26 protein-coding genes and 1 pseudogene are annotated in these 21,950 nt (G+C 69.0%); 7 read left to right on the top strand and 20 right to left on the bottom strand.

Features of this window, described 5'->3' with window-relative positions; genetic code table 11:
- Positions 1-443: 443 nt before the first annotated feature.
- The 4 genes and pseudogenes from ACXC9Q_RS17085 to ACXC9Q_RS17070 all read right to left on the bottom strand — a co-directional run bounded on the left by ACXC9Q_RS17085 (position 444) and on the right by ACXC9Q_RS17070 (position 2,560).
- A complete protein-coding gene (locus ACXC9Q_RS17085) occupies positions 444-914 on the bottom strand; it encodes an ATP-binding cassette domain-containing protein (protein WP_457057489.1) in 471 nt (156 codons plus the stop codon).
- 100 nt (positions 915-1,014) lie between these two features.
- Positions 1,015-1,176: pseudogene (locus ACXC9Q_RS17080) on the bottom strand (ATP-binding cassette domain-containing protein); the annotation flags it as partial.
- A 44-nt stretch (positions 1,177-1,220) separates the two neighbouring features.
- Positions 1,221-1,445: a hypothetical protein gene (locus ACXC9Q_RS17075; protein WP_457057488.1), complete on the bottom strand. Its 225-nt coding sequence runs from the start codon at positions 1,443-1,445 to the stop codon at positions 1,221-1,223.
- Positions 1,406-2,560 carry a 2-isopropylmalate synthase gene (locus tag ACXC9Q_RS17070; protein ID WP_457057487.1) on the bottom strand — a complete coding sequence of 385 codons (1,155 nt, stop codon included), beginning with the start codon at positions 2,558-2,560 and terminating at the stop codon, positions 1,406-1,408. The genes ACXC9Q_RS17075 and ACXC9Q_RS17070 overlap by 40 nt, the downstream gene beginning before the upstream one ends.
- A 196-nt stretch (positions 2,561-2,756) precedes the next feature.
- Here ACXC9Q_RS17070 and ACXC9Q_RS17065 point away from each other — a divergent pair, with 196 nt between their 5' ends.
- A complete protein-coding gene (locus ACXC9Q_RS17065; protein WP_457057486.1) occupies positions 2,757-3,425 on the top strand; it encodes a FadR/GntR family transcriptional regulator in 669 nt (222 codons plus the stop codon).
- Here ACXC9Q_RS17065 and ACXC9Q_RS17060 read toward each other — a convergent pair.
- From ACXC9Q_RS17060 to glpX, 3 genes are read right to left on the bottom strand one after another with little or no spacing between them, the layout of a single operon-like run.
- Entirely contained in the window at positions 3,422-3,892 is a 471-nt protein-coding gene (locus ACXC9Q_RS17060; RefSeq protein WP_457057485.1) for a hypothetical protein, read from the bottom strand. The two genes, ACXC9Q_RS17065 and ACXC9Q_RS17060, sit on opposite strands and share 4 nt — an antisense overlap.
- Positions 3,893-3,894: 2 nt before the next feature.
- Complete coding sequence (locus tag ACXC9Q_RS17055; protein ID WP_457057484.1) at positions 3,895-4,842, bottom strand: carbohydrate kinase family protein; 948 nt, start codon at positions 4,840-4,842, stop codon at positions 3,895-3,897.
- Positions 4,839-5,873 (bottom strand): class II fructose-bisphosphatase, encoded by a 1,035-nt coding sequence (gene glpX / locus ACXC9Q_RS17050; RefSeq protein WP_457057483.1) that lies wholly within the window; start codon positions 5,871-5,873, stop codon positions 4,839-4,841. The genes ACXC9Q_RS17055 and glpX overlap by 4 nt, the downstream gene beginning before the upstream one ends.
- A 69-nt stretch (positions 5,874-5,942) precedes the next feature.
- Between glpX and ACXC9Q_RS17045 the strand changes: the two genes are divergently transcribed.
- Complete coding sequence (locus tag ACXC9Q_RS17045; RefSeq protein ID WP_457057481.1) at positions 5,943-6,674, top strand: DUF4245 domain-containing protein; 732 nt, start codon at positions 5,943-5,945, stop codon at positions 6,672-6,674.
- Positions 6,675-6,862: 188 nt separating this feature from the next.
- Entirely contained in the window at positions 6,863-7,540 is a 678-nt protein-coding gene (locus tag ACXC9Q_RS17040) for a nucleotidyltransferase family protein (protein WP_457057480.1), read from the top strand.
- A 35-nt stretch (positions 7,541-7,575) separates the two neighbouring features.
- Here the strand turns inward: ACXC9Q_RS17040 and ACXC9Q_RS17035 are convergent, their stop codons facing one another.
- A complete protein-coding gene (locus tag ACXC9Q_RS17035; protein WP_328526773.1) occupies positions 7,576-7,896 on the bottom strand; it encodes a DMT family transporter in 321 nt (106 codons plus the stop codon).
- A complete protein-coding gene (locus tag ACXC9Q_RS17030) occupies positions 7,896-8,498 on the bottom strand; it encodes a flavodoxin family protein (RefSeq protein ID WP_457057479.1) in 603 nt (200 codons plus the stop codon). The genes ACXC9Q_RS17035 and ACXC9Q_RS17030 overlap by 1 nt, the downstream gene beginning before the upstream one ends.
- A 40-nt stretch (positions 8,499-8,538) precedes the next feature.
- Here ACXC9Q_RS17030 and ACXC9Q_RS17025 point away from each other — a divergent pair, with 40 nt between their 5' ends.
- On the top strand, positions 8,539-9,165 hold the full coding sequence (locus ACXC9Q_RS17025; protein WP_457057477.1) for a TetR/AcrR family transcriptional regulator: 627 nt from the start codon (positions 8,539-8,541) through the stop codon (positions 9,163-9,165).
- On the opposite strand, the gene ACXC9Q_RS17020 is transcribed toward ACXC9Q_RS17025, so the two are convergent.
- Together ACXC9Q_RS17020 and xseA are read right to left on the bottom strand one after the other, a co-directional pair.
- A complete protein-coding gene (locus tag ACXC9Q_RS17020; RefSeq protein ID WP_457057476.1) occupies positions 9,162-9,380 on the bottom strand; it encodes an exodeoxyribonuclease VII small subunit in 219 nt (72 codons plus the stop codon). The two genes, ACXC9Q_RS17025 and ACXC9Q_RS17020, sit on opposite strands and share 4 nt — an antisense overlap.
- Entirely contained in the window at positions 9,377-10,597 is a 1,221-nt protein-coding gene (gene xseA, locus ACXC9Q_RS17015; RefSeq protein ID WP_329481335.1) for an exodeoxyribonuclease VII large subunit, read from the bottom strand. Before xseA ends, ACXC9Q_RS17020 begins: the two co-directional genes overlap by 4 nt.
- A 398-nt stretch (positions 10,598-10,995) precedes the next feature.
- On the opposite strand from xseA, the gene ACXC9Q_RS17010 reads away from it, so the two are divergent.
- Entirely contained in the window at positions 10,996-12,036 is a 1,041-nt protein-coding gene (locus ACXC9Q_RS17010; RefSeq protein ID WP_457057475.1) for a 4-hydroxy-3-methylbut-2-enyl diphosphate reductase, read from the top strand.
- Here the strand turns inward: ACXC9Q_RS17010 and ACXC9Q_RS17005 are convergent.
- From ACXC9Q_RS17005 to ACXC9Q_RS16965, 9 genes are all read right to left on the bottom strand, one after another.
- Entirely contained in the window at positions 12,029-12,802 is a 774-nt protein-coding gene (locus tag ACXC9Q_RS17005; RefSeq protein ID WP_457057474.1) for a hypothetical protein, read from the bottom strand. The two genes, ACXC9Q_RS17010 and ACXC9Q_RS17005, sit on opposite strands and share 8 nt — an antisense overlap.
- A gap of 3 nt (positions 12,803-12,805) precedes the next feature.
- Positions 12,806-13,324, bottom strand: coding sequence for a SigE family RNA polymerase sigma factor (locus ACXC9Q_RS17000; RefSeq protein ID WP_457057473.1), 519 nt, complete (start codon positions 13,322-13,324; stop codon positions 12,806-12,808).
- A gap of 102 nt (positions 13,325-13,426) precedes the next feature.
- Positions 13,427-14,539 (bottom strand): aromatic ring-hydroxylating oxygenase subunit alpha, encoded by a 1,113-nt coding sequence (locus tag ACXC9Q_RS16995; RefSeq protein WP_457057472.1) that lies wholly within the window; start codon positions 14,537-14,539, stop codon positions 13,427-13,429.
- Positions 14,540-14,578: 39 nt separating this feature from the next.
- Positions 14,579-15,028: an SRPBCC domain-containing protein gene (locus ACXC9Q_RS16990; RefSeq protein WP_457057471.1), complete on the bottom strand. Its 450-nt coding sequence runs from the start codon at positions 15,026-15,028 to the stop codon at positions 14,579-14,581.
- A complete protein-coding gene (locus ACXC9Q_RS16985) occupies positions 15,025-15,405 on the bottom strand; it encodes an ArsR/SmtB family transcription factor (protein WP_457057470.1) in 381 nt (126 codons plus the stop codon). Before ACXC9Q_RS16985 ends, ACXC9Q_RS16990 begins: the two co-directional genes overlap by 4 nt.
- 40 nt (positions 15,406-15,445) lie before the next feature.
- Complete coding sequence (locus ACXC9Q_RS16980; RefSeq protein WP_457057469.1) at positions 15,446-16,639, bottom strand: glycoside hydrolase family 64 protein; 1,194 nt, start codon at positions 16,637-16,639, stop codon at positions 15,446-15,448.
- Between the two features lie 324 nt (positions 16,640-16,963).
- Positions 16,964-18,133: a DNA recombination protein RmuC gene (locus tag ACXC9Q_RS16975; RefSeq protein ID WP_457057468.1), complete on the bottom strand. Its 1,170-nt coding sequence runs from the start codon at positions 18,131-18,133 to the stop codon at positions 16,964-16,966.
- A gap of 122 nt (positions 18,134-18,255) precedes the next feature.
- A complete protein-coding gene (locus tag ACXC9Q_RS16970) occupies positions 18,256-19,026 on the bottom strand; it encodes a polysaccharide deacetylase family protein (RefSeq protein WP_457057467.1) in 771 nt (256 codons plus the stop codon).
- Between the two features lie 73 nt (positions 19,027-19,099).
- A complete protein-coding gene (locus ACXC9Q_RS16965; RefSeq protein ID WP_457057492.1) occupies positions 19,100-20,113 on the bottom strand; it encodes a DUF817 domain-containing protein in 1,014 nt (337 codons plus the stop codon).
- A 120-nt stretch (positions 20,114-20,233) separates the two neighbouring features.
- On the opposite strand from ACXC9Q_RS16965, the gene ACXC9Q_RS16960 reads away from it, so the two are divergent.
- Positions 20,234-20,764 carry a GNAT family N-acetyltransferase gene (locus tag ACXC9Q_RS16960; protein WP_328526789.1) on the top strand — a complete coding sequence of 177 codons (531 nt, stop codon included), beginning with the start codon at positions 20,234-20,236 and terminating at the stop codon, positions 20,762-20,764.
- A gap of 50 nt (positions 20,765-20,814) precedes the next feature.
- Positions 20,815-21,891, top strand: a complete 1,077-nt coding sequence (gene ychF / locus ACXC9Q_RS16955; protein WP_457057466.1) for a redox-regulated ATPase YchF — start codon at positions 20,815-20,817, stop codon at positions 21,889-21,891.
- Positions 21,892-21,950 lie beyond the last annotated feature (59 nt).

Raw genomic sequence — 21,950 nt, 5'->3', positions numbered from 1 at the left:
CGAGTCAGGACGACCACTGCGGGGGACCACACCCATCATCCTCACTGTGAGTGGTGCGCGTCCGGTCCGCGGCGCGGCATCACCAGACCCGCCACCGCCGCCCGGCCGGGGTGTGGCGGACTTGCAGGCCATCACAATCACCGAGACGCCGCGATCGTCGGTGGGAGGCCTTCGTCGTCGCCTCGTTGTGATGGCCTGGCGATTCGGTCGACGGCGCGGGCAACGCCCACGGAACCGACCGGAGCGCCGGACATCCCCCGAAGTTGCCCGTTCGAGACCGCAAGGGATCCCGGCGACCGGTTCCTCGGGCGGGAGACGTCGTACCGGTCGAGTACGTCGTCGCCCGTCCGGCGGATGGTCGTAGTACTTGGGCCGTTGTGGCGGCGCGGTCGGACGGGTGTTCGGGTTGGCGGTGGCCGTCGGATGCGCCGTGCTGGGAGTTCTCAGTGGGGTCGGTTGGCTTGTTGGGCGGTGGCGGTCCAGCGGCCGGTGGTGTGGTGGATCTGGATGGGGTGGTTGAAGGTCTCTGAGATGCGGGCGGTGGTGAGGACCTCTTCGGCGGGGCCGGCGGTGAGGACCCGGCCGTCGCGGAGGAGGGCGGCGTGGGTGGTGCTGGTGGGGAGTTCCTCGAGGTGGTGGGTGACCAGGACCCAGGCCAGGTGGGGATGCGACGCGTGGATCTGGTCGAGGGTTTCGAGGAGCTGCTCGCGGGCCGCGACGTCGAGCCCGGTCGACGGCTCGTCGAGGAGCAGGAGACGAGGGTCGGGGATCAGCGCGCGGGCGATCAACGCCCGGCCGCGCTCGCCCTGGGACAGCGTGGTCCAGCGCGCCGCGGACAGGGCGCTGATGCCCAGCAGTTCGATCAGCTCCAGAGCCTGCGCTCGCTGAGCCGCCGTCGGCTGCCAGCGAGGCATGAGTTCGATGGTCCCCGTCAGCCCGGGTGAGCACAATGTCCACGATGCTGAGCGGCGACCGCAGCGGGTGTCGTGGGTTGACGTGGCCGATCGACTCGCGGAGCTCCCGGATGTCGACGGTGCCGAGGCGGCGGCCGAGGATCTCGACCGTGCCTCGGGTCGGGTGGGTGATCGCGCCGCACAGGTTGAGCAGCGTGCTCTTCCCCGCGCCGTTCGGCCCGAGCAGCGCCCATCGCTCACCCTCGCCGACCGTCAGCGACACCCCGCCGAGCAGCAGCTTGCCGTCCCGGACGAAGTCGACGTCCTTCAGTTCGAGCACCCGAAAACCTCCTCGTACAACCCCTTCAACTCCTCCGCACTCGCTTCCCGCCCGGTCCGGTCGGTGTGCCGCTGCACGTGCTGCGCGAACGCCCTCTCCTGCGACGCTGACAGCCGAACGCCGTGCGCAGTCTCCAGTACGTGCGCGATCCCGCCCTTCCCCGATTGGCTGTTCACGCGTACGACGGCCTCGTAGCCCCGACCCACATCCATCGGATCGATCGGCAGGTACGGCACCTCCCAAGGACCAGACCCTGGACGGCGAATCCCTTCCGGATCGCGTCCTGATGCGTCCCCGAGAACGCCGTGTACACGAGCTCCCCGACGTACGGGTGCCGTGGATGGATCGGCATCCGCGTGCAGTACTCGACCACCTGCCGGATCCCGTCGATGTCGGAGAAGTCGATCATCGGGTCGACGCCCTGCGCGTGCAGGTTCAGCGCGAGCGTGGCGATGTCGACGTTCCCGGTCCGCTCGCCGTTGCCGAAGATGCACCCCTCGACCCGCTGAGCACCGGCGAGTACGGCGAGCTCCGCGCAGGCGATGCCCGTGCCGCGATCGTTGTGCGGGTGCACCGACAGGATCACGCCGTCCCGCCGCGGCAGGTTCTTGTGCATGTACTCGATCTGGTCGGCGTACACGTTCGGCGTCGCGGCCTCGATCGTGGCCGGCAGGTTGAGGACCACCGGCCGCTCCGGCGTCGCATCCCACTGCTTGGTCAGCTGATCGCTCAACTCCAGCACGTAGTCCGGCTCGGTCAGGTTGAACACCTCGGGCGAGAACTGGAACCTGATATTCGGTTGCCCGTCGGTGAGTCGCAGGATCTCCTCCGACCCCGAGTAGATCATCGACGCCAGGTCGTCGCGGGTACGACGCAGTACGACGTCGCGCCACACCGGCGCGGTGGCGGCGTACATGTGGATCACCACCTGACCGCGCATCCCGGCCACGGACTCGACGGTCCGTCCGATCAGGTCGGGCCGGGCCGGCGTGAACACGACGATCGTGACGTCGTCCGGTACCAGGTCCGATGTCGCCAGCATCCGGACGAAGTCGAAGTCCGGCTGCGAGGCGGACGGGTAGCCGACCTCGATCTCTTTGTAGCCGATGGCAACCATCAGCTCGAAGAAGCGGCGCTTGCGCTGGGGATCCATCGGGTCGGCGAGAGCCTGGTTGCCGTCGCGGAGGTCGACCGGCACCCAGAGCGGTGCGGTGGTGATCCGGCGGTCCGGCCACTCGCGGTCGACCGGAGCGACCGGCACCTTGCGGAAGATGTCGCGGTAGCGGTGGCTGGGCAGGGGGGAGTGCTGCTGGCGGTTCCAGTCCATGAGCTGTCCTTCGGTTTGCTGGCGTGAGACCGGCGGACGACGGCACTCCACGGAGGGAGCGCCGATCGAATCAGCTCCCGCCGTGGCGGCCGAGGAGGAGAAGGCCGAGCAAGAGGTTCGAGGACATGCCGACCACGCTAACCCGAAACCAACTCCTCAGACAAGCTGAGAACTTCAGGCGACTAGACTGACCGCCATGATTCGCCGTCACCCGCTCGCCGAGCAGGCCGCTGAGGAGCTGCTCCGCCGCATCGGCAGTGGCGAGTGGGCGCTCGGCCAGAAGCTCCCCGGCGAGACGACGCTGGCCGCGCAGCTGGGCGTCGGCCGGTCCACGATCCGCGAGGCGGTCCGGGAGCTGGCCGGTCGCCGGGTGCTCGAGAGCCGTCAGGGCGCCGGTGTGTTCGTGATCGCCCACCAGGCCGCTGAGGACTGGGACAAAGTCCTCCGCCGCGCCGACATCACCGACGTCCTGGAAGGCCGGCTTGCGATCGAGACCGAGGCGGCCCGGCTCGCCGCTGCCCGCCGTACGCCGGCCGACCTGAAGAACTTCCGCTACACGCTGGCGGACCGGAAACGGGCGTCCGAGAAGTCACCGGACGACTGGTACGTCGAGGCCGACCTGGCCTTCCATCGCGCGGTCGTCACGGCCGCGCACAACGCCGTACTGACGGAACTGTTCGACACATTCGTGCCGCGGATCCGGCGGGCGATGCTCGACATGTTGAAGCTCGACGACCAGCACCGGCATCGCCACGACCAGGCGGCTCACGAGGCGATCGCCGACGCGATCCGGGCGCGCGATCCCGACCTCGCCGCGGACTGCGCCCGCGAACACCTGAGCGCGGTCCGGAGCAGCGTGTCCTAAGGCTGGTGCTGATCGAGCAGCGAGCGCAGCCAGGGCGTCAGCGTGTCCAGATCCTCGACGTTGTCCTGCGGGATGCTGATCGGCCGCGTCCGCCGATCGACCGGCCGGATCAGCACGCTCCGGAACCCCGGCAGTCCGGCCGGGTCGTCGATGCTGGTGATCCCGGACCACTGCAGGCTCCGGCCGCGGGTGATGCCGTCGGCATCGACCCGGACGACCGGACGGTTGGTGATCAGCTGCCACAGCGTCAGCCCGGTGCCGTAGACGAACGCTGCCAGCGCCGTGATCCGCAGTACGCCGAGCATCCCCGACACGTCATCCGCGCGGAGATGGTCGAGGTTCGACCACGCGGACAGCGCCATCAGCAGGGCGAACCCGGCCAGCCGGAGCGCGAGTCGCCCCCGGCGCGGCCGGAACACCACGCTGCCTTTGGACTCCAGTTCCGACGTCCAGGTCTCGGCGGACACTCTCAGGAACCCCACTTCGCCTTGTGCTCGGCGGCGGTCGGCGGGTCGGCGCCGGGCCGGGTGCAGGTGATCGCGGCCGCCTTCACCGCGTAGTCGACGACATCCTGCAGGTCCTCGGGGGTCAGCCCGGTCAGCCGCGTCGCACCGAGCAGGCCGCGCGCGTTCAGCCCGGCCAGCAGCGCCGCCATGAACGAGTCGCCCGCGCCCACCGTGTCGACGACCTCGATCGCCGGCGCCGGCACCTCCACGCGTACGTCGCGGCTGATCCCGAGCGCACCGTCCCCGCCGCGCGTGATCACCACGCACTGGGTCCGCTCGACCGCCAGGAGCTCGGCGGCGATCTCGTCCGGTGCCACGCCGGGACGCAGGAACTCGCAGTCCTCATCGCTCAGCTTGACCAGATCGGCCAGCCCGGCCAGCTGCCGTACGGCGGCCCACGTCGCGACTGGGTCGGGGGTGATCGACGGCCGGGCGTTCGGGTCCAGCGTCACCGTGACCGGTTGCGGCGCGACCGACTCCAGGAAGCTCCGGATCGCCGTCGCCCCCGGCTCGAGCATGGTTGCGATCGAACCGGTGTGGATCGCCGGGCACCCGCGTGTCAACGACAACGCCGGCGGATCCCAGGTGATGTCGAACTGGTACGACGCCACTCCGGCCGCATCCAGCGTCGCCGTCGCGGTGCTGGTCCGGAACCCGGGGTCGACCGCCCCAGGGGCGAGTTGGACGCCGTTCCCGAACAGGTGTGCTCCGAGCTGGTCGCCGTACGCGTCGGTCCCGAAGCGTGCCACCAGTTCGGTCGGTACGCCGAGCCGCGCGAGACCGACCGCAACATTCGCAGCGAAACCGCCCGGGGTCGCCTTGCCCTTCCCGTTGCCGTTGCGGGTGGTACGCGGCGCCGGCGCAATGATGTCCACGAGCGCCTCACCGATAACGAGGACAGGTGCACTCATCGGGCGTGCTCGAAGTCGATGGCGGAGTAGGCGCGCAGCTTCTCGAGCTGGTGCACGCTCTCGATGCTGCGGATCGTGCCACTGCGCGAGCGCATCACCAGCGAGTGGGTCCGGGCGGTGGAGCGGCCGTAGCGGACACCGCGGAGCAGTTCGCCGTCGGTGATCCCGGTCGCGACGAAGAAGCAGTCGTCACCGCTGACCAGGTCGTCGGTGCTGAGCACCCGGTCCAGGTCGTGGCCGGCGTCGATCGCCTTCTGCCGTTCCTCGTCGTCGCGCGGCCAGAGCCGGCCTTGGATCAGTCCACCCACGCACTTCATCGCGCAGGCGGCGATGATGCCCTCCGGCGTACCGCCGATGCCGAGCAGCATGTCCAGACCGGTATCCGGCCGGGCCGCCTCGACCGCGCCGGCCACATCGCCGTCGCTGATGAACTTGATCCGCGCACCGGTGGCCCGGATCTGCTGGGTCAGTTCCGCGTGCCGCGGCCGGTCCAGAACGACGACCGTGACGTCGTCGACCGACGAGCCCTTCGCCTTTGCGACCCGGCGGATGTTCTCGGCGACCGGGAGCCGGATGTCGACCACGTCGGCCGCCTCCGGGCCGACCACGAGCTTCTCCATGTAGAACACCGCGGACGGGTCGTACATCGAGTTCCGCGCGGACACCGCCATCACCGCGATGCCGTTGTTCATGCCCTTCGCGACCAGCGTCGTACCGTCGACCGGATCGACCGCGACATCGCACTCCGGGCCGTCGCCGTCGCCGACCTGCTCGCCGTTGTAGAGCATCGGGGCGTTGTCCTTCTCGCCCTCGCCGATCACCACCACGCCGTTCATCCCGACCGTGCCGATGAGCGTGCGCATCGCGTTCACCGCCGCGCCGTCGGCGCCGATCTTGTCGCCGCGACCGACCCAGCGGCCCGCCGCCATCGCCGCGGCCTCGGTGACCCGGACCAACTCGAGGGCCAGGTTGCGGTCAGGCGCGTGCGCGTCGACCTCCAGATGGGCAGGTGGCGTGGTCGGGTCGCTCATGTCAACGGATCGTAGCCAACCGGTGTGGGCGCTGTTCGGGCGCATTGGGCGTCGCGAGACACTGGTGCCATGAGTACGACAGGTCAGGGCCCATCCGGCGACAGCGCACCCGCGCCGACCGACGACCCGCGGGCGGCGACGGAAGCGCCGCAGGCCGCGGCGGAGGACCCGCGGGCCGGGACGCAGGACCCAACGGCCGCGGCAGAGGACCCGCGGGTCGCGGCGGAGGCGCGGGAGAAGGCGCGGGCCCGGGCCGAGGCGATCACTTACCGCGAGCAGAACCGGAAGGACCGGGCCAAGGCGCGCACATTGACCAACATGGTCTGGGCGCTGCTGGCCTGTTTCGTCGTGGTCGCGTTCCTGATGATCGTCACCTGGCGGCCGAAGGAGGAGAAGGTCCGCGCGGTCGAATACACCGCCCAGCTGCAGGACGCCCGGAAGGTCGCCCCCTGGGTCCGCGGCCCGGAGCCGATGCCGGCCGGCTGGGCGGCGACCAGCGTCGAATTCCGCGCCCCGGAGCAGCAGCCGATCACCTGGCACCTCGGCGTCGTCACCGACGCGAAGAAATACGTCGGCCTCGAGCAGTCCAATGTCACCGGTGGGGAATTCCCGGCCGACAAGCTCGGCCGCACCACCGACGACGGCACCTCGGCGGTCGGCGGCGTGACCTGGCAGCGCAAGGTTCTGCTCGACCGCACGCAGGAGAACGCCTTGGTGCTGGTCGGTTCCGGCGTCACGACGATCGTCACCGGGAATGCGGGATATCCCGCGCTCGAAGCCTTTGCTTCGACGTTGCGCTGACATTCAACTGCGTACTGTCACCGCCGGAGCGACCATATTTCCGGGCATTCCTGACCACTTACCGGACGCACGTTGACACAACTGTCCGCCGCGGGTTTCCATCAATGCTCGGCTTGTCCACGCTCGGGGAAACAGCGCGAAGGAGCCTCACGTGAGTGCGCCATCCCGGGCGGGGGGTTGATGCGGCCATGTTCGTCACGGGGTTGCTACTCGCCGCGGAGAGTTCACCGCACCTCGGCGTACCGCGGCAATTGCTTGCCTATCACGGTGAAACCCTGCTCGGCGCGACGCTGGAGACGGCCCAGGAGTGCGGGTTCGACCAGTTGATCGTGACGTTGGGTAGCGCGTCGGAGCAGATCCATGAGCGGGTCAACCTGGACGGCGTTCGCGTGGTCGAGTCACCGCATGCGGACACCGGCAGCTCGTCGATCGTGCCGGCGCTGGACGCGGTCGACCGCCGCTCCGACGGCATCGTCGTAATGCTCGGCGATCAGCCTGGCGTGACGCCGGCCGCCGTGTGGTCGCTCGTCGCCGAGGTTGCCGGACCCGCGACGCCGATCGGAGTCATCCGGTACGCCGACGGCCACGGGTACCCGTGCTGGTTCGGCCGGGAGCTGTTCGGCGAACTGCGGCAGCTGCGCCATGACGGCGACCTCTGGGCCCTGATCGAGGACGGCCACTACCCGATCACCCAGGTAGATGCCATCGGCAACGTTCCGCTGCGCGCCAGTACCTGGGACTCCTACCGCCGCCTGGTCTCCGGCTACAGCCCCGCCCCCGGCACGGTCACCCCCGGCGCCTTCGACGACACCCACCCCGTCCCCCTCCCCAGCCGCACCCGCCCCCGCCGCCGCACCCCGCACTAGCCCTCGCCGCCCCGCAGTGAGTTCCGGCGGTTCGTCTACTCGGCGCCGACCAACCGCAGGCCGACGACGCCGCTGACGATCAGGGCGATGCACGCGAGGCGGGCCGGGGTCAGGGGTTCGTCGAAGAGGACGATGCCGAGGGTGACCACCCCGACCGAGCCCAGGCCGGTCCACACCGCGTACGCCGTGCCGACCGGGAGGCGGTCCAGGGTCCTGGCCAGCAGGACGACGGAGATGACACCGAACACGAGCACGCCAAGCGTCGGCCAGAGCCGGCTGAAGCCCTCGCTCGGTTTCAGACTGAGCGCGAAAGCAATCTCGAACGCCGCAGCAGCGAGAAGTACGAGCCACGCCATCAGGCCGCCAGCGCTCCCCGCAGGTGCCGCTGCGTGACGGTCGCGACCCGAGCGCCGAGCGTTGCCGCGGTCCGCAGGTCCGTCGCCGGTGGTGCCTTCTCGGCCGACAGATCGGCATCGGACTGCGCCATCGCACCCAGCCAGCTGCCGAGCCGGTTGAGGTCCTCGATGCTCGCGGTGCTCTCCGCCCAGCCGGGGTAGATGTCCAGCCCGACCCAGATCATCCCGTGCTGCGCCGCGAACACGGCGAGGTCGACCAGGCTGTTCAGCTTGTCACCGGACATCGCCTTCGAGTTGGTGAACCCGGCGGCGATCTTGTCCCGCCAGGCCAGGTCGGCGGCCCAGATCCGCACACTCTCCTCGGCGAACTTCTTGAACACCCAACTCGGGCTGCCCATGTACGTCGGTGTTCCGAAGATGATCGCGTCCGCAGCGGTCAGCCGCGCCCACACGTCGTCGGTCAGCGGCTCGTCGAGGAGGACGAGGTCGGTCACCGTGCCCGGCACGGACTTGGCACCGGCGGCAACCGCCTCGGCCTGCTTCGCGGTGTGGCCGTATCCGGAGTGAAAAGCGATCGCAATCCGGGCGGGGGTGTTGCTCATGTGCTTCCTCCCACGTCGTTAGCGGACTACAGTCCGTCTTATGAACGACAGTACCGGACCGCAGTCCGCTTCACAACGGGGTCTGCCGCTCGTCGGCGAACCCCGCCCGGAACGCGCGGATGCCCGGCGCAATCGGCTCCGGGTGCTGGAGGCGGCCGACCGCCTGTTCACCGAGCAGGGCGTGAAGAACGTGTCGCTCGATGCGATCGCCGCCGCGGCCGGCGTCGGCAAAGGCACGGTCTTCCGCCGCTTCGGTGATCGCGCCGGCCTGGCGGTCGCGCTGCTCGACGAGCGCGAGCAGGAACTGCAGGCCAAAATCCTGACCGGCCCGCCGCCGCTGGGCCCGGGCGCGCCGCCGGTCGTCCGGGTGATGGCCTTCCTCGACGCCTACCTGGACCTACTCGATCGTCATGTCGAGCTGTTCATGGACAGCGAGAACGCATCGGACGGCGCGCGCTACCGCATCGGCTCGTACCATCTCTGGCACCGCCACCTGTCCCACCTGATCGAAGCCGCCCGCCCGGACCTCGACGCCGACTACACGGCCCATGTCCTCCTGGCCCCGCTGGCGGCGGACCTCCACAGTGCGCTGCGCACGCAGGGCTTCGACCTCGAGCGCATGAAGGCAGGTCTTCAGGCCATCGCCACGAACCTGCTGAGCCCTTAGGGCGTGGGCTTCTCCTCGTGGGCGGCCTGGGCCTTGGCAAGGCGCTCGCGGGCGCCGTCCAGCCAGCGTTGGCAGGTGGACGCCAGCTCCTCGCCGCGCTCCCACAGTGCGAGGGATTCCTCGAGGGACGTGCCGCCGGCCTCGAGTTTGCGGACCACCTCGACGAGCTCCTCGCGGGCCTGCTCGTAGGAAATCTCCGGTCGGTCGCCGCTCACGTGTTCTCCTCGGACTTGACTTCGACCGCGAACCGGCCGTCACTGACCCGCGCCTGCAGCAGGTCGCCAGGCGCCACCTGCGCCACTTCCCGTACGGCGCTCCCGTCGGCCAGCTGCAGCACGGAGTACCCGCGCTCCAGCGTCGCCTTCGGGGACAGCGCCCGTACGCTCGCCAATCGGTGGGTGATGTCGTCACTCGCGCGATCCAGGCGGTGCGTCAGCGTCCGCCGGCTCCGCTCGACCAGCGCCGCGATCTCATCGGAACGCCGTTGCAGATCCGTCACCGGCGCCGCCAGGGCAGGCCTGCTCCGGATAGCCGCCAGCGCATGCGTCTCACGCTCCAGCCACGAAGTGATCGCCCGCAGTCCGCGCTCCCGCAGCAGCCGTACGCCGTCCAGCTCCTCGCGCACATCCGGCACGATCCGCTTCGCCGCGTCCGTCGGCGTGGACGCGCGCAGGTCCGCGACCAGGTCGAGCAGCGGCGAGTCCGGCTCGTGCCCGATCGCGCTCACCACCGGGGTCTTCGTCTGCGATACAGCCCGGATCAGCCCCTCGTCGGAGAACGGCAGCAGATCCTCCAGCGATCCGCCGCCGCGCGCGATCACGATCACCTCGACCGTGTCGTCCGCGTCCAGCTTCCGTAGCGCCGTCATCACCTCGCCGGCCGCGGCCGGCCCCTGCACCGACGCGTACTCGATCCGGAACGCGACCGCCGGCCACCGCCGCTTCGCGTTCTCCAGGACGTCCCGCTCCGCCGCCGAGTCACGCCCGCAGATCAGCCCGATCGTGTGCGGCAGGAACGGCAGCTTCTGCTTCCGGTACGACGCGAACAGCCCTTCGGCCGCGAGGAGTTGCTTCAACCGCTCGATCCGGGCCAGCAGCTCGCCGATGCCGACGTGCCGGATCTCGCTGACCGCGAGCGCGAGCGTGCCGCGCCGGGCGAAGAAGTTCGGCTTCGCGTTCACCACGACGCGCGATCCGTCGGTCACTGGCGGATCGACGGCCTCGAAAACCCTCCGATTGCAGGTGAACCGCAACGAGATGTCCGCGTCCGTGTCGCGCAGGGTCCCGAACACTGTCGTCGTACCGCGCCCGATCGAGACGTCCGTCAGCTGCCCCTCGACCCACACGGCGCCGAGCTGGTTGATCCAGCTGGCGATCCCGTTCGCAATCGTGCGAACGGCCGCGGGTGCATCCGGCGACGTCTCCAAAGCCACCCCCAGACCCTACGACCCCGCACCGACAAACCCTGCGCGGCGCACCTAACGTTGAGTGATGCGCCCACTCCTGCTCCTCGACTTCGACGGCCCGCTGAACCCCCACCGGGCCAAGACCGTCCCGCCCGGCTACCAGCCGCACGAAATCACCGAGGGCGCCAAGACCTGGCGCGTCCTGCTCAACCAGCACCACGGCCTCGAGCTGAACGCCCTCGCGGATCCGCGCTTGGGCGCGCGGAAAATCCTTTGCGGGCAAGGCGTTCGGGCCGCATCCTTGAACACAGGTAACACCTCCCACGGGGGAGCCGTCCGGACAGGGCGGACGGCTCCTCGACGCACCGTCTGTCGTGATGCTGCTCACAAAGGTAGGGATCGGCGGGCCACATGTGGCCCGTACCATGGGGAGCGTGACTGCCCAGCCTGACGACCCTGGTACGACGACCGGCGTGCGGACCAAGCGGGTGCTGCTCGCTGCGCCACGCGGGTACTGCGCCGGCGTGGACCGGGCGGTCGTGGCGGTGGAGAAGGCGCTCGATCTGTACGGGCCGCCGGTCTACGTGCGCAAGGAGATCGTGCACAACAAGCACGTCGTGCAGACCCTGCAGGCGCGCGGCGCCATCTTCGTCGACGAGACCGACGAGGTGCCCGAGGGCCAGACGGTGATCTTCTCCGCACACGGTGTCGCCCCGGTGGTGCACCAGGAGGCTGCCGCGCGGCAGCTGAAGACGATCGACGCGACCTGCCCACTGGTGACGAAGGTGCATCACGAGGCCAAGCGGTTCGCGGCCACCGATTACGACATCCTGCTGATCGGCCACGAGGGTCACGAGGAGGTCATCGGGACCAGCGGCGAGGCGCCGGAGCACATCCACCTCGTCGACGGGCCGCGCGACGTACCGAATGTGACCGTCCGCGACCCCGAGAAGGTGGTCTGGCTGTCCCAGACCACGCTGTCGGTCGACGAGACGATGGAGACGGTGCGGCGGTTGCGCGAGCGGTTCCCGAAGTTGCAGGACCCGCCGAGTGATGACATCTGCTACGCGACGCAGAATCGCCAGGCCGCGGTCAAGAAGCTGGCCGCCGACGCCGACCTGATGATCGTCGTCGGCTCCCGCAACTCGTCGAACTCGGTGCGCCTGGTCGAGGTCGCCGTTGAGCATGGCGCCAAGGCGGGCTACCTGGTCGACTACGCCGACGAGATCGACGAGTCCTGGCTGGCAGGCGTCGACTCCGTCGGCGTCACCAGCGGCGCGAGCGTGCCGGAGATCCTGGTCCGCGACGTGCTGCGCTGGCTGGCCGAGCGCGGGTACGCCGACGTCCAAGAGGTCACCACGGCCGAGGAGAGCTTGACGTTCGCCCTGCCTCGTGAGCTCCGCAGTGACCTCAAGGCCGCCGGCCTCCCCACGACCGGCACCTCCGACCACGCCTGGACTATTTGACCGTCACCTGCGTGGTCTTGGTCACCGGCACCCAGCCCTTGGTGCTGCAGTAGCGGACCGTGTAGCTGAAGTTGTACGTGCCGGCTTTCGAGTACGTGTGCGTGCCTACGGGTTCGGCCTGCAGAGTGTAGGTCTGGTGTCCGGTGGTTCGTTTGGTGCCGCTCAGGCAGTTCACCGCGCCGGCGTCGGAGCCGCTCTGGCCGCCGTCGCCGAAGAAGTACTGCGTCCCGCCCAGCAGGTCGAGGAAGGGCGTGGTCGCCGTCGACAGCGGCGTGCCACCCGCGGCCGTCGGCACCAGCGCGGTCCCGGACAGCGTCACCTTCATCGTCAAGAGCCGCCCCTTCACGGTCGGCTTCAGGCTGATGTGCACCCCGAGCGGCGGTGCGGCCGGTGTGTTCGGGGTCGACGGCGGTGGAGTGTTGTTCTTCGGCGTGTGCACCGCGCCCGTCACGCCTGAGGTTCCCGTGGTCTTCGCCGGTGGCCGGACCGTCGGCACGGTGGTCGGCGTGGTGGTCGGCGGGCCGGTGACGATGGTGGTCGGTGCGCTGGGCGTGTGGCTCACCGGCGGGCTGCTGTCGATGTCGGTCATGTTGCCTGCGGCAACGGCGACGGCGACCACCGCGGCCGCGGCCAGCGTGAGCACGCCGGCGGTCCGGCGACGCCGTACCGTCCGGACTTTCGCGAACACGGCCTCGCTGGGCACCGCGCTCGGCGGCGGCGGATCGGCGACGAGCCGCTCGAACTTGTCCTTGAGATCGTCGGTCATAGGTCAGCCCTCCTTCTGGGCCGGAGCGGAAACGGCGTCGAGCAGGTGGTGTTCGCGGAGCTTGGCCAGCCCGCGGGAGACAGTGGACTTCACGGTGCCGATCGAGCAGCCCATGATCTGGGCGATCTCGGCTTCCGGCCGGTCCTCGAAGTACCGCAGCACCAGCGCCGCGCGGGTCCGGCGGGGGAGTTCGGCGAGTGCCCGCAGCAACAGGTCGCGGTCGTCGACGGCGCCGTACTGCTCCCGGGCGTGCGCCTCGGGCAGTTGTTCGGTCGGCGTCTCACCCCGCCACTTCCGCCGCCACCACTGGGTGCTGGTGTTCACCATCACGGTCCGGGTGTAACTCTCCAGCGCGTTGCCGCTGCGCAGCGAGTTGCGGTGGAACCACACCTTGGTGAGCGAGGTCTGCACCAGATCCTCGGCCAGATGCCATTCCCCGGTCAGCAGATACCCGAACCGTTGCAGTGCGGTGAACCGCCCGTCCACGAACTCGGCGAACTCGTGGTCGCGTCCTGGATCCATCCCAACCCCCATCTCGTCCATCTCGGTCAGAAGTGTGATGACCGGGTGGGATCAAAAGGTTGAGTCGCAACCGGCCGCAGCGGAGGTTGTGACCTTTCCGACTCAGCTGAGTGGCTTGCCCAGGTATCCGCGGGCGATCATTGTCACCCACTGGTAGACGGCGTCCTCCGCGGGGGCCAGCGGGCCCGGGCGGAAGTGCGGCGACTCCGCGCCGCGCTGGACCGACTCGCAGGCAGCCCAGTCCTCGCGATTCGTGACGTCCCAGAAGTCGACGGCGTACGACGGATCCGTCACCTCGGCGGGGAAGTACCACGAGCACTCGATCGCGGTCAGTCCCGGCGCGCGCGGCTCGAAGCGGTGCGTCATCACGTAGTCCGGGTGCAGCGAGAGCAGCAGGTTGGGGAACAGCCCGAGGTAGTTCACCCGCCGCGGGTCCACGCCCGGCAACGGGATCCCGCGCGACCGCCCGTCGAGCGACATCGTCTCGGCATCCGGGCGGAGGTCCATCAGCCCACCGATCCACGCGCCCGGGAGGTTCCAGTTGTCGCCCGAGGTCGGCGGCGAGACCTTGCACAGCTCCGGGTGAATCAGCGGGCAGTGGTAGCACTCATGGTAGTTCTCGGCGATCGTCTTCCAGTTCGACGCCACGTCGTACTCGTGCCGCGCCTTCAGGACGAGACTTTCCGGCGCGTACGGCGCGACCAGGTCGGTGATCCCACCGAGATGCTCGGCGAACGACGCCGCCGTACCGGTCGCATTCACGAACAGCCAGCCGTGCCACGCCTCGGCGGGCAACTCGACCAAGTTGTACGGCGTGGGGTCGAAGTCCTCGCCCATCCGGGGTGCCGTCTTCACCGCGCCGTCGAGCTCGTACGACCAGCCGTGATACGGGCAGATCACGGCGCGGCGATCGCTGGACTCGTCCCGCTGGAGCAGTTCGTGCCCGCGATGCCTGCAGGTGTTGGCGAACGCGCGCGGCCTCTGGCTGAAGGTCAGCACGACCCCTATGTCGCCGACGGTCACCGCGCGATGCGTCGTACCAGCCGACAACTCGTCGAGTCGGCCGAGACACGTCCAGCTTCCGGCGAAGAAGTGCCGGCGTTCCCACGCGAGTACGGCCGGATCGGTGTACGCCTCGCGCGGCAGCATGACCGACTCGCCATGCGGCCGCAGCGAGGCCTCCAGGGCGCGAGCATCAACGGGAGCGTTCGCCATCTGCCAACTATCAGGCGTGTACGGCGACCAAGTCGAGGCCTACTGCCAGGAGGTCACGTACCGGCCCAGGACGTAGTCCCAGCCAGTGTCGTAGCCAGTGCGAGCACGGACGCCGTCGGGACGGCGCTCCCAGCCGCTGTGCACGAGTTCGACCTCGGTACCGTCGCCGACGGGCGTGAACGTGACTGTCACCTGCCCCGCCTGCTGCGGATCGCTGCCCGGGTGCCAGGTGAAGCTGACCGACTTCGGCGGATCCCAGTCCGACACCGTGCCCCAGGTTGCGATCTCGCCGTCGTCGCCGTACTCGACGATCCGCCCACCCACGGCTCCCTCGAGCCGCACCTCGCGCGCCTGGTCCTCCCCGACCGAATGCGACGGCAATGGCCACCACGCCGACATCTCCGCCGTGAACACCTCGAACGCCCGCTCCACACCAACTGGCACGACAACCTTCTTCACCAGCGGCGCAAGCCCCTGCTCCACAGTCATCCCCGCTCCTCCTTGGTACGGCGCCCAGCCGTGGGCGGCTCGTCCGCACGGATCTCGGTCCGCCGGACGTGATCGGCGTACGCATCCAGTGCGTCACCCCAGAACTGGTCGAGCCACTCGCGCAGCTCGTCGAGCCCGGCCCGGTCGACGCGGTAGATGTTCCGCGTCCCGCGCGACTCGTGGTCGACCAGCCCGGCGGCCCCCAGCACCTTCAGATGCTGGGAGATCGCCGGCCTGCTGACGGGCACCCGCTCGGCCAACGCAGTGACCGAGCTGGGCCCGCCCCGCCGCAAAGTCTCCAGAATCACCCGCCGCGTCGGATCTCCCAGTGCGTCCAGCACCGGGCCCGCCGCCTCCAGCAATCCGTAAGTCCCCACGAACGGTAAGCTGCCACTAACCAAGTCCGGAGTCAAGCCCTCAGTTGAACGGGTCGAGGGTGAGGTTGGCCTGCTGGGGGTTGCCGTCGTGGACGAGGGACTCGTGGTTGCCGACATCGTCGAAGGCGAACGCGTACGCGTTGCCGTCAGCCATCTGGGCGTGGATCTTGCGGGCGTAGTGGTTGGTGACGGTGTCCTTGTAGAAGTTGCTGCTGTTCGGGTCGGGCTGGTTCGGGTTTACGAGCAGGGTGGAGCGGTTGTAGCCGGCGCACAAGGTGCGCGAGATCGGCCCGCGGACCTGGTCGTTGGGTGCGTCGAGCAACTTGAAGCAGCCGAAGATGCTGGCCGCGTCCGGCTTCTGGAACGAGGTGACGACGGCGCCCGAGCTGTTGGTGAAGTTCAGGACGTTGCCGGAGACGCGACCGAAGTATTTGGTGTTCGGCTGGTCGCCGAAGGGGGTGACCGTGAGGGTCTCGTTGCTGTACTTCGCCCACACCCGGTTCACGTAGTCGTCCATCACGTTCGCCGGGAGCGCACCCGTCTCTACGGCGTACGTCGGCGAGAGCGCACGCAGTACCGAACCATCCGGTGCCGTCTGGATCAGGTTGGCCCAGCCGCCCGGCTGACCGCGCAGCGCGTTGTAGAAGTTGTTGTAGCCGCCGGCCACGAGGTGACCGGTGGTCTTGGTGCTCCCGTCCGCCAGCCGCACTCCGACGGCGTACGGCGCGGAGAACATGTCGACCTGAGTGCTGTTGATCCACAGCCCCGAGTCGTTGAGCGTGTACTCCGACCAGTTGAACAGGATGTTGCGGTTCGAATCGGTCGGATTCTGTACGGCGGGTTGGACCAATCCGCCTGTGGTCAGCTTGAAGACCAGCTTCTGTCCGTAGGAGAAGTACACGCGGCCGGAGAACTTCGGCATCCGGATCGTGACCGACTGCCCGTTGCCGGGCCCGGCGATTGACGCGTCCGGGGCGGGAGTCGGCGGGTTGCCGCCGGCCGGCCAGGCATGGAAGTTGCCTGCGGCATCGGCCCACCCCTGCTGTCCGGTGGCCAGGTTGGTGCCCAGGTTGTAGACGTAGACCGCGTCACCGCGGCCGGAGTTGTTAGTGATCTGCAAGGGAATGGTTGCCGGCACAGCAGCCTCTGCCGACCGGTCGACGCTTGTTGTGATGACGCCGGCAACACTCGCCGCAGCCGCGACGATCGCCAGTACGCGAATTCTGGACCGCACAGTTCCTCCTCAGGTCAGTCCCGTACGAGAAGGCGACGCGCCGGCCGACCTGCCGCACCACCAGGCGGCAGCAGGATCCGAACCGGCGCTCAGGTCCGAACGGCGAGGGACGGTAGACCGCCGAACGACCGAGAGAGCGCTCTCATCGTTCCGCAATCCGACCCCCCACTGTCAACACCCCACGCCTGTCGGCTTTCCGACAGGCGTGGGGTGCGTGCAGCGATGGGCAGGCCGACGCGTCTCCGCGCGGAGCGCCCTCGCCGACGAGGCCGTCGATCGACTCGCGGATGAGGTCGGCGTGGCCAGTATGCCGCGCGTACTCGGTCAGCCGGTCTGGGGCGGGGGCCAGCGTCGGGTGGAGTGGGGGTCTTCCAGGGCGACGAATTCGGGCGCGGTGAGTGGGCGGACGGAGGCTTCGATGGATTCCATCGCGGTGAGTTCGGCTTCGGTGACGTGGAGGTCGCGGAGCTTGCGGGCGGTGATGAAGACGCGTCGCTCGAAGGAGCCGACGGTGCCGTTGTAGGCCTCGACAGCGGCGGTCAGGGAGCGACCGACCCGGCCGAGGTGATCGCCCATGGTGCCGAGACGTTCGTACAGTTCGCGTCCGAGCTCGAAGACCTGCTGGGCGGACTCGGTCAGCGCCGACTGGTTCCACGCGTACGCCGCCGCGCGCAGGGTGGCGATCAGCGTCGTCGGTGTCGCCAGGATCACCCGGCGCTCAGCGGCGTACTCGAGCAGGGACGGCTCAACGTCGAGCGCGGCGGACAGGAACGACTCGCCGGGCACGAACAGGATGACGAACTCCGGTGACGGCGACAGTCTTGTCCAGTACGCCTTCGCCGACAGTTGATCGACGTGGATCCGCAGATGCCGGGCGTGGGCCCGCAATCGGTCCTCGCGGAAGTCGGCGTCGTCCGACTCGGTCGCCTCCAGGAATGCTGCCAGCGGCACCTTCGAGTCGACGACGAGATTCTTGCCCTCGGCAAGCCTCACGACGAGGTCCGGCCGCAGCAGCCCGTCCTCGCCGACCGTCGTCGTCTGCTCGGTGAAGTCGCAATGCGCCACCATCCCGGCCAGCTCGACAGTCCGACGCAGATGCAGCTCACCCCAACGCCCGCGCACCTGAGGCTTGCGCAGCGCGGTCGACAGCGACGCCGTCTCGCGCCGCAGCGCCTCGCCGCTGATCCGCACTTCGTTGACCTGTTGATGGAGTTGGCTCTGCCAGGCCGCGCGACCTTGCTCGAGCTGATTCAGCTGTGCGTGCAGGCGATCCAGCGCGTCCTTCACCACCGCCTGCCCGGACATCTGCTGTCCGACCGCGGTCCGCTCGCCGGTCAGCTCCACCACCCGATCCTCGGCCGCGTCCCGCTCAGCCGTCACGCGAGCCAGTTGAGCCCCGTCGCGCCCGCGCACCCAGAGCACACCGAACACCGCCCCGAGCAGCAACCCCACCAGGAGAAACAGCAGCACCAACAACACCGTCGTACCGGTCATGTCACAGATAGTGCCGAACTCCACCGACAGTTTCGGCGCATCACGCCGGAGCGCCGGGAAAGTGCCGGGAGAATGCCGCCTCGGTGCCGGGTGTGGACCGGGTTCGATTGGCAAGCTGAAAGTCAGCAGTCCATGGCTGGGAACGAGTAGCCCTGGGCTTCGAGGAGGGGCAGGACCCTGTCCAGGGCGGCGACCGTCTCCGAGCGGTTTCCGCCGCCGTCGTGAAGGAGGATGATGTTGTGGTTGTGCGCGTGAGTCAGGATGTTGTGCACGATCGCCTGGGTGCCGGGGCGGGCCCAGTCGCGGGGGTCGACGTCCCAGAGGACCTGGACCATGCCGGCGGCCTTGATGTCGGCGCGGACCTTCGGGTTCGAGGCGCCGTACGGCGGGCGGAAGCAGGTCGACCGCGGTCCGTCGAAGATCTCGTGGTGCCGCCTGGCCGGCGAGATCGCGGTCAGCTGCGGGTGCGTGATCGAGTGGCTGCCGATGGTGTTGCCGGCGGCAAGCACCTGCTCGCGCAGTCCTGGGTGCGCGGCCTGCATACCGCCGAGCTCGAAGAAGGTCGCGTGGGCGCCGTGCTTCGCCAGCGTCTGGAGGACCTTCGGTGTCCACAGTGGGTCCGGACCGTCGTCGAAGCTCAGGAACAGAACCTTTTTGTTGCCTGCGGCAAGCGCTGCGGTCGGGTTCGGGGCGGGCCGGTGCGGCGTCGACGGCGGAGCGTTGACGCTGGGGGTCTCGGTTGGCGTCGGGGACGGGGTGGTGGGCGACGTCTGCGTGGTCGCGGCGGCCGGCTTCGGCGGCCGCGAATGTCCGAGCGCCAGGACCAGCAACGATCCGACGACGACGGCCAGCGCCACTCCGGTCGCGACGAACGCGGCGAACTTTCGGGACATGATGCTCCCTTGCAGATCGGGCGGATGTTCCCCAGTCGCTCCCGCTCAGGAGCCTCACATGGAAGGAGACGCCCTACTGTCCGCTCCGGTTGGCGCCGTCATGTTGCGGTGAGGTCTCAGCGATCGCCGCAGTCTCCACCTGGCTCCTCGCCGCGCGCTCTGCCCTGGCCTCTGCAGTGCTCTCCGCCGCGCGCTCTGCAGTGGTCTCGGCAGCGCTCTCCGCCGGGCTTCCCGTCGCTCTTCCTGCCGCGCTCTCAGCCGGGCTCCCTGTCGCGCTTTCCGCCGCGCCGAGGTCGGCGGCTGTGATGGTGGTCGCCTGCGGGGTCGCGACCGTTGCGGGTACGCCGCGGTGGTAGAGGCGGCCTTCGAGGGACTTGATGCTGGCGACCAGGACGAAGCTCATGCTGACCAGCAGCGCCCACGCGCCGAACTTGGCCGGGTGGACGAGGTGCCAGACGTTGACCTGGTCGGGGTAGTTCCACGCGTCCAGGAAGGTGCCGAAGTTCTCCGCGATCCACAGGAAGAAGCCGATCAGTCCGAACGCCACCGCGAGCGGCATGCGATGACGCCGTGCGCCGACCGTGTAGAAGACCCAGGTACGGCGGAGTGCGATCAGCAGACCGAGTGCGATCGGGATGCGCAGGTCGGGCAGCCAATGGTGGGCGAAGAAGTTCGTGTAGATCAGCACGGCGAGGATCGTGGTCAGCACCGGGCGGTATCCGCTCACCCGCAGGTCGAACCGTCGCCAGGCCTGACACAGGTAGCTGCCGACCGCGGCGTACATGAAGCCGGCGAACAGCGGCACCCCGGCGAGCTTGGTGACCGCGTCGCCCGGGTACTGCCATGACCCGATCTGCACCTTGAACAGTTCCAGCCCGAGCCCGATCAGGTGGAACGCGAAGATCACCGCGACCTCGCGCCATGTCTCCAGCCCGACCACCCAGAACAGGAGTGTCAGACCGAGGCAGTAGAGCAGCAGAGCGTCGTACCGGGCGATCGGGAGATCGACGTACTTCGAGATCGCGAGGCCGGCGAACAGACACGCGGGGAACAGGCACGACACCAGTTCGAGCCACCCGAACCGCAGGAATTGGAGGCAACCGAACTCGGCCGGTGATCTTCCAACTGGTCACAGAGTGGAGACGTCGCTTGCCCTCGACTGGTTGGGACGGATAGATGATTCGGCAAGCGATGGGGAGGTGCCGCGATGGATCCCAAGGTGGTTTACGAGACAGACCGGCTCGTCGTGCGCGACTGGGTGGACACCGACGAGGACCGGGTGTTCGACATCTACCGCCGCTGGGAGGTGTCGCGCTGGCTCGGCGCCGAGCCGCGGGTGATGGCCGACCGTGGCGCCGCCGCGAAGGTGATCGAGCGCTGGAACGCGCGCAACCAGGACCCGACGTACGGCGTCTGGGCCGTCGAGGAGCGGTCGACCGGCACGGTCGCGGGGACTGTCCTCCTCGTGCCACTGCCCCAGCCGTCCGACGGGACCGCGAGCAAGGGCGAGATCGAAGTCGGCTGGCACTTCCACCCGGACGCGTGGGGCCGGGGCTTGGCGACGGAGGCGGCGCGCGGCGCGATCGCGCACGGCTTCAAGGCCGGGCTCGGCGAGATCTACGCGGTGGTCCGCCCGGACAACGCCGCCTCGCTCGCCGTCTGCCGCCGCCTCGGCATGCGCTCGATCGGCCGCACCAACCGCTGGTACGGCGCCGAACTGGAGGCCTTCCTGCTCTGAAAGCCTCCGGATTGGGGTGCGAGGGCCCCGGCCGCGTAACCTTGACGCCCGTGGCACTCACCATTGGAATCGTCGGACTCCCCAACGCGGGCAAGTCCACCCTGTTCAACGCGCTGACCAAGAACAACGTGCTCGCCGCGAACTACCCGTTCGCGACCATCGAGCCGAATGTCGGTGTGGTCGGCGTACCGGACGCACGGCTGGGCAAGCTGGCCGCGCTCTACAACTCCGCGAAGGTGATCCCCGCCACCGTGCAGTTCGTCGACATCGCCGGGATCGTCCGCGGTGCGTCCGAGGGTGAGGGGCTGGGCAACAAGTTCCTCAGCCACATCCGCGAGTCGGACGCGATCTGCCAGGTCACCCGGGTGTTCCGTGACGACGACGTGACCCACGTCGACGGCAAGGTCTCGCCGGCCGACGACATCTCCACGATCCAGACCGAGCTGATCCTGGCCGACCTGCAGACCGTCGAGAAGGCGATCCCGCGGCTGGAGAAGGAAGCCCGGCTGAAGAAGGAGAGCGCCGTCGTCCTGGAGGCTGTCCGGGCCGCGCAGAAGCACCTCGAGGCCGGTACGCCGATCATCGCGACCGACGTGGACCGCGACGCGATCCGCGAACTCATGCTGATGACGGCCAAGCCGTACCTGTTCGTCTTCAACTGCGACGCCGACGAGCTCGCCGACGAGCCGCTCAAGCAGCAGATGCGGGATCTGGTCGCGCCGGCCGAGGCGATCTTCCTGGACGCGAAGTTCGAGGCCGAGCTGGTCGAGCTCGGGGACGAGGACGAGGCGCGCGAGATGCTCGCCGAGATGGGCATCGACGAGCCCGGCCTCGACGTACTGGCCCGGGTCGGCTTCGACACCCTCGGCCTGCAGACCTACCTGACCGCCGGTCCGAAGGAATCCCGCGCCTGGACGATCAAGCGCGGCGCCACCGCCCCCGAGGCCGCCGGCGTCATCCACACCGACTTCCAGCGCGGCTTCATCAAGGCCGAGATCGTCTCCTACACCGACCTGATGGACGCCGGCTCCATGACCGCCGCCCGCTCCGCCGGCAAAGTCCGCATGGAAGGCAAGGACTACATCATGCAAGACGGCGACGTCGTGGAGTTCCGCTTCAATGTCTGAACCTCTCCCGGGTTGAACGCTCGCCGGCTTCGAGAAGCGCGTCGCGGTAATGGCAGCTC

The organism is Kribbella sp. CWNU-51 (assembly GCF_054073265.1).
This window is presented reverse-complemented; position numbering and strand designations above follow the sequence as displayed.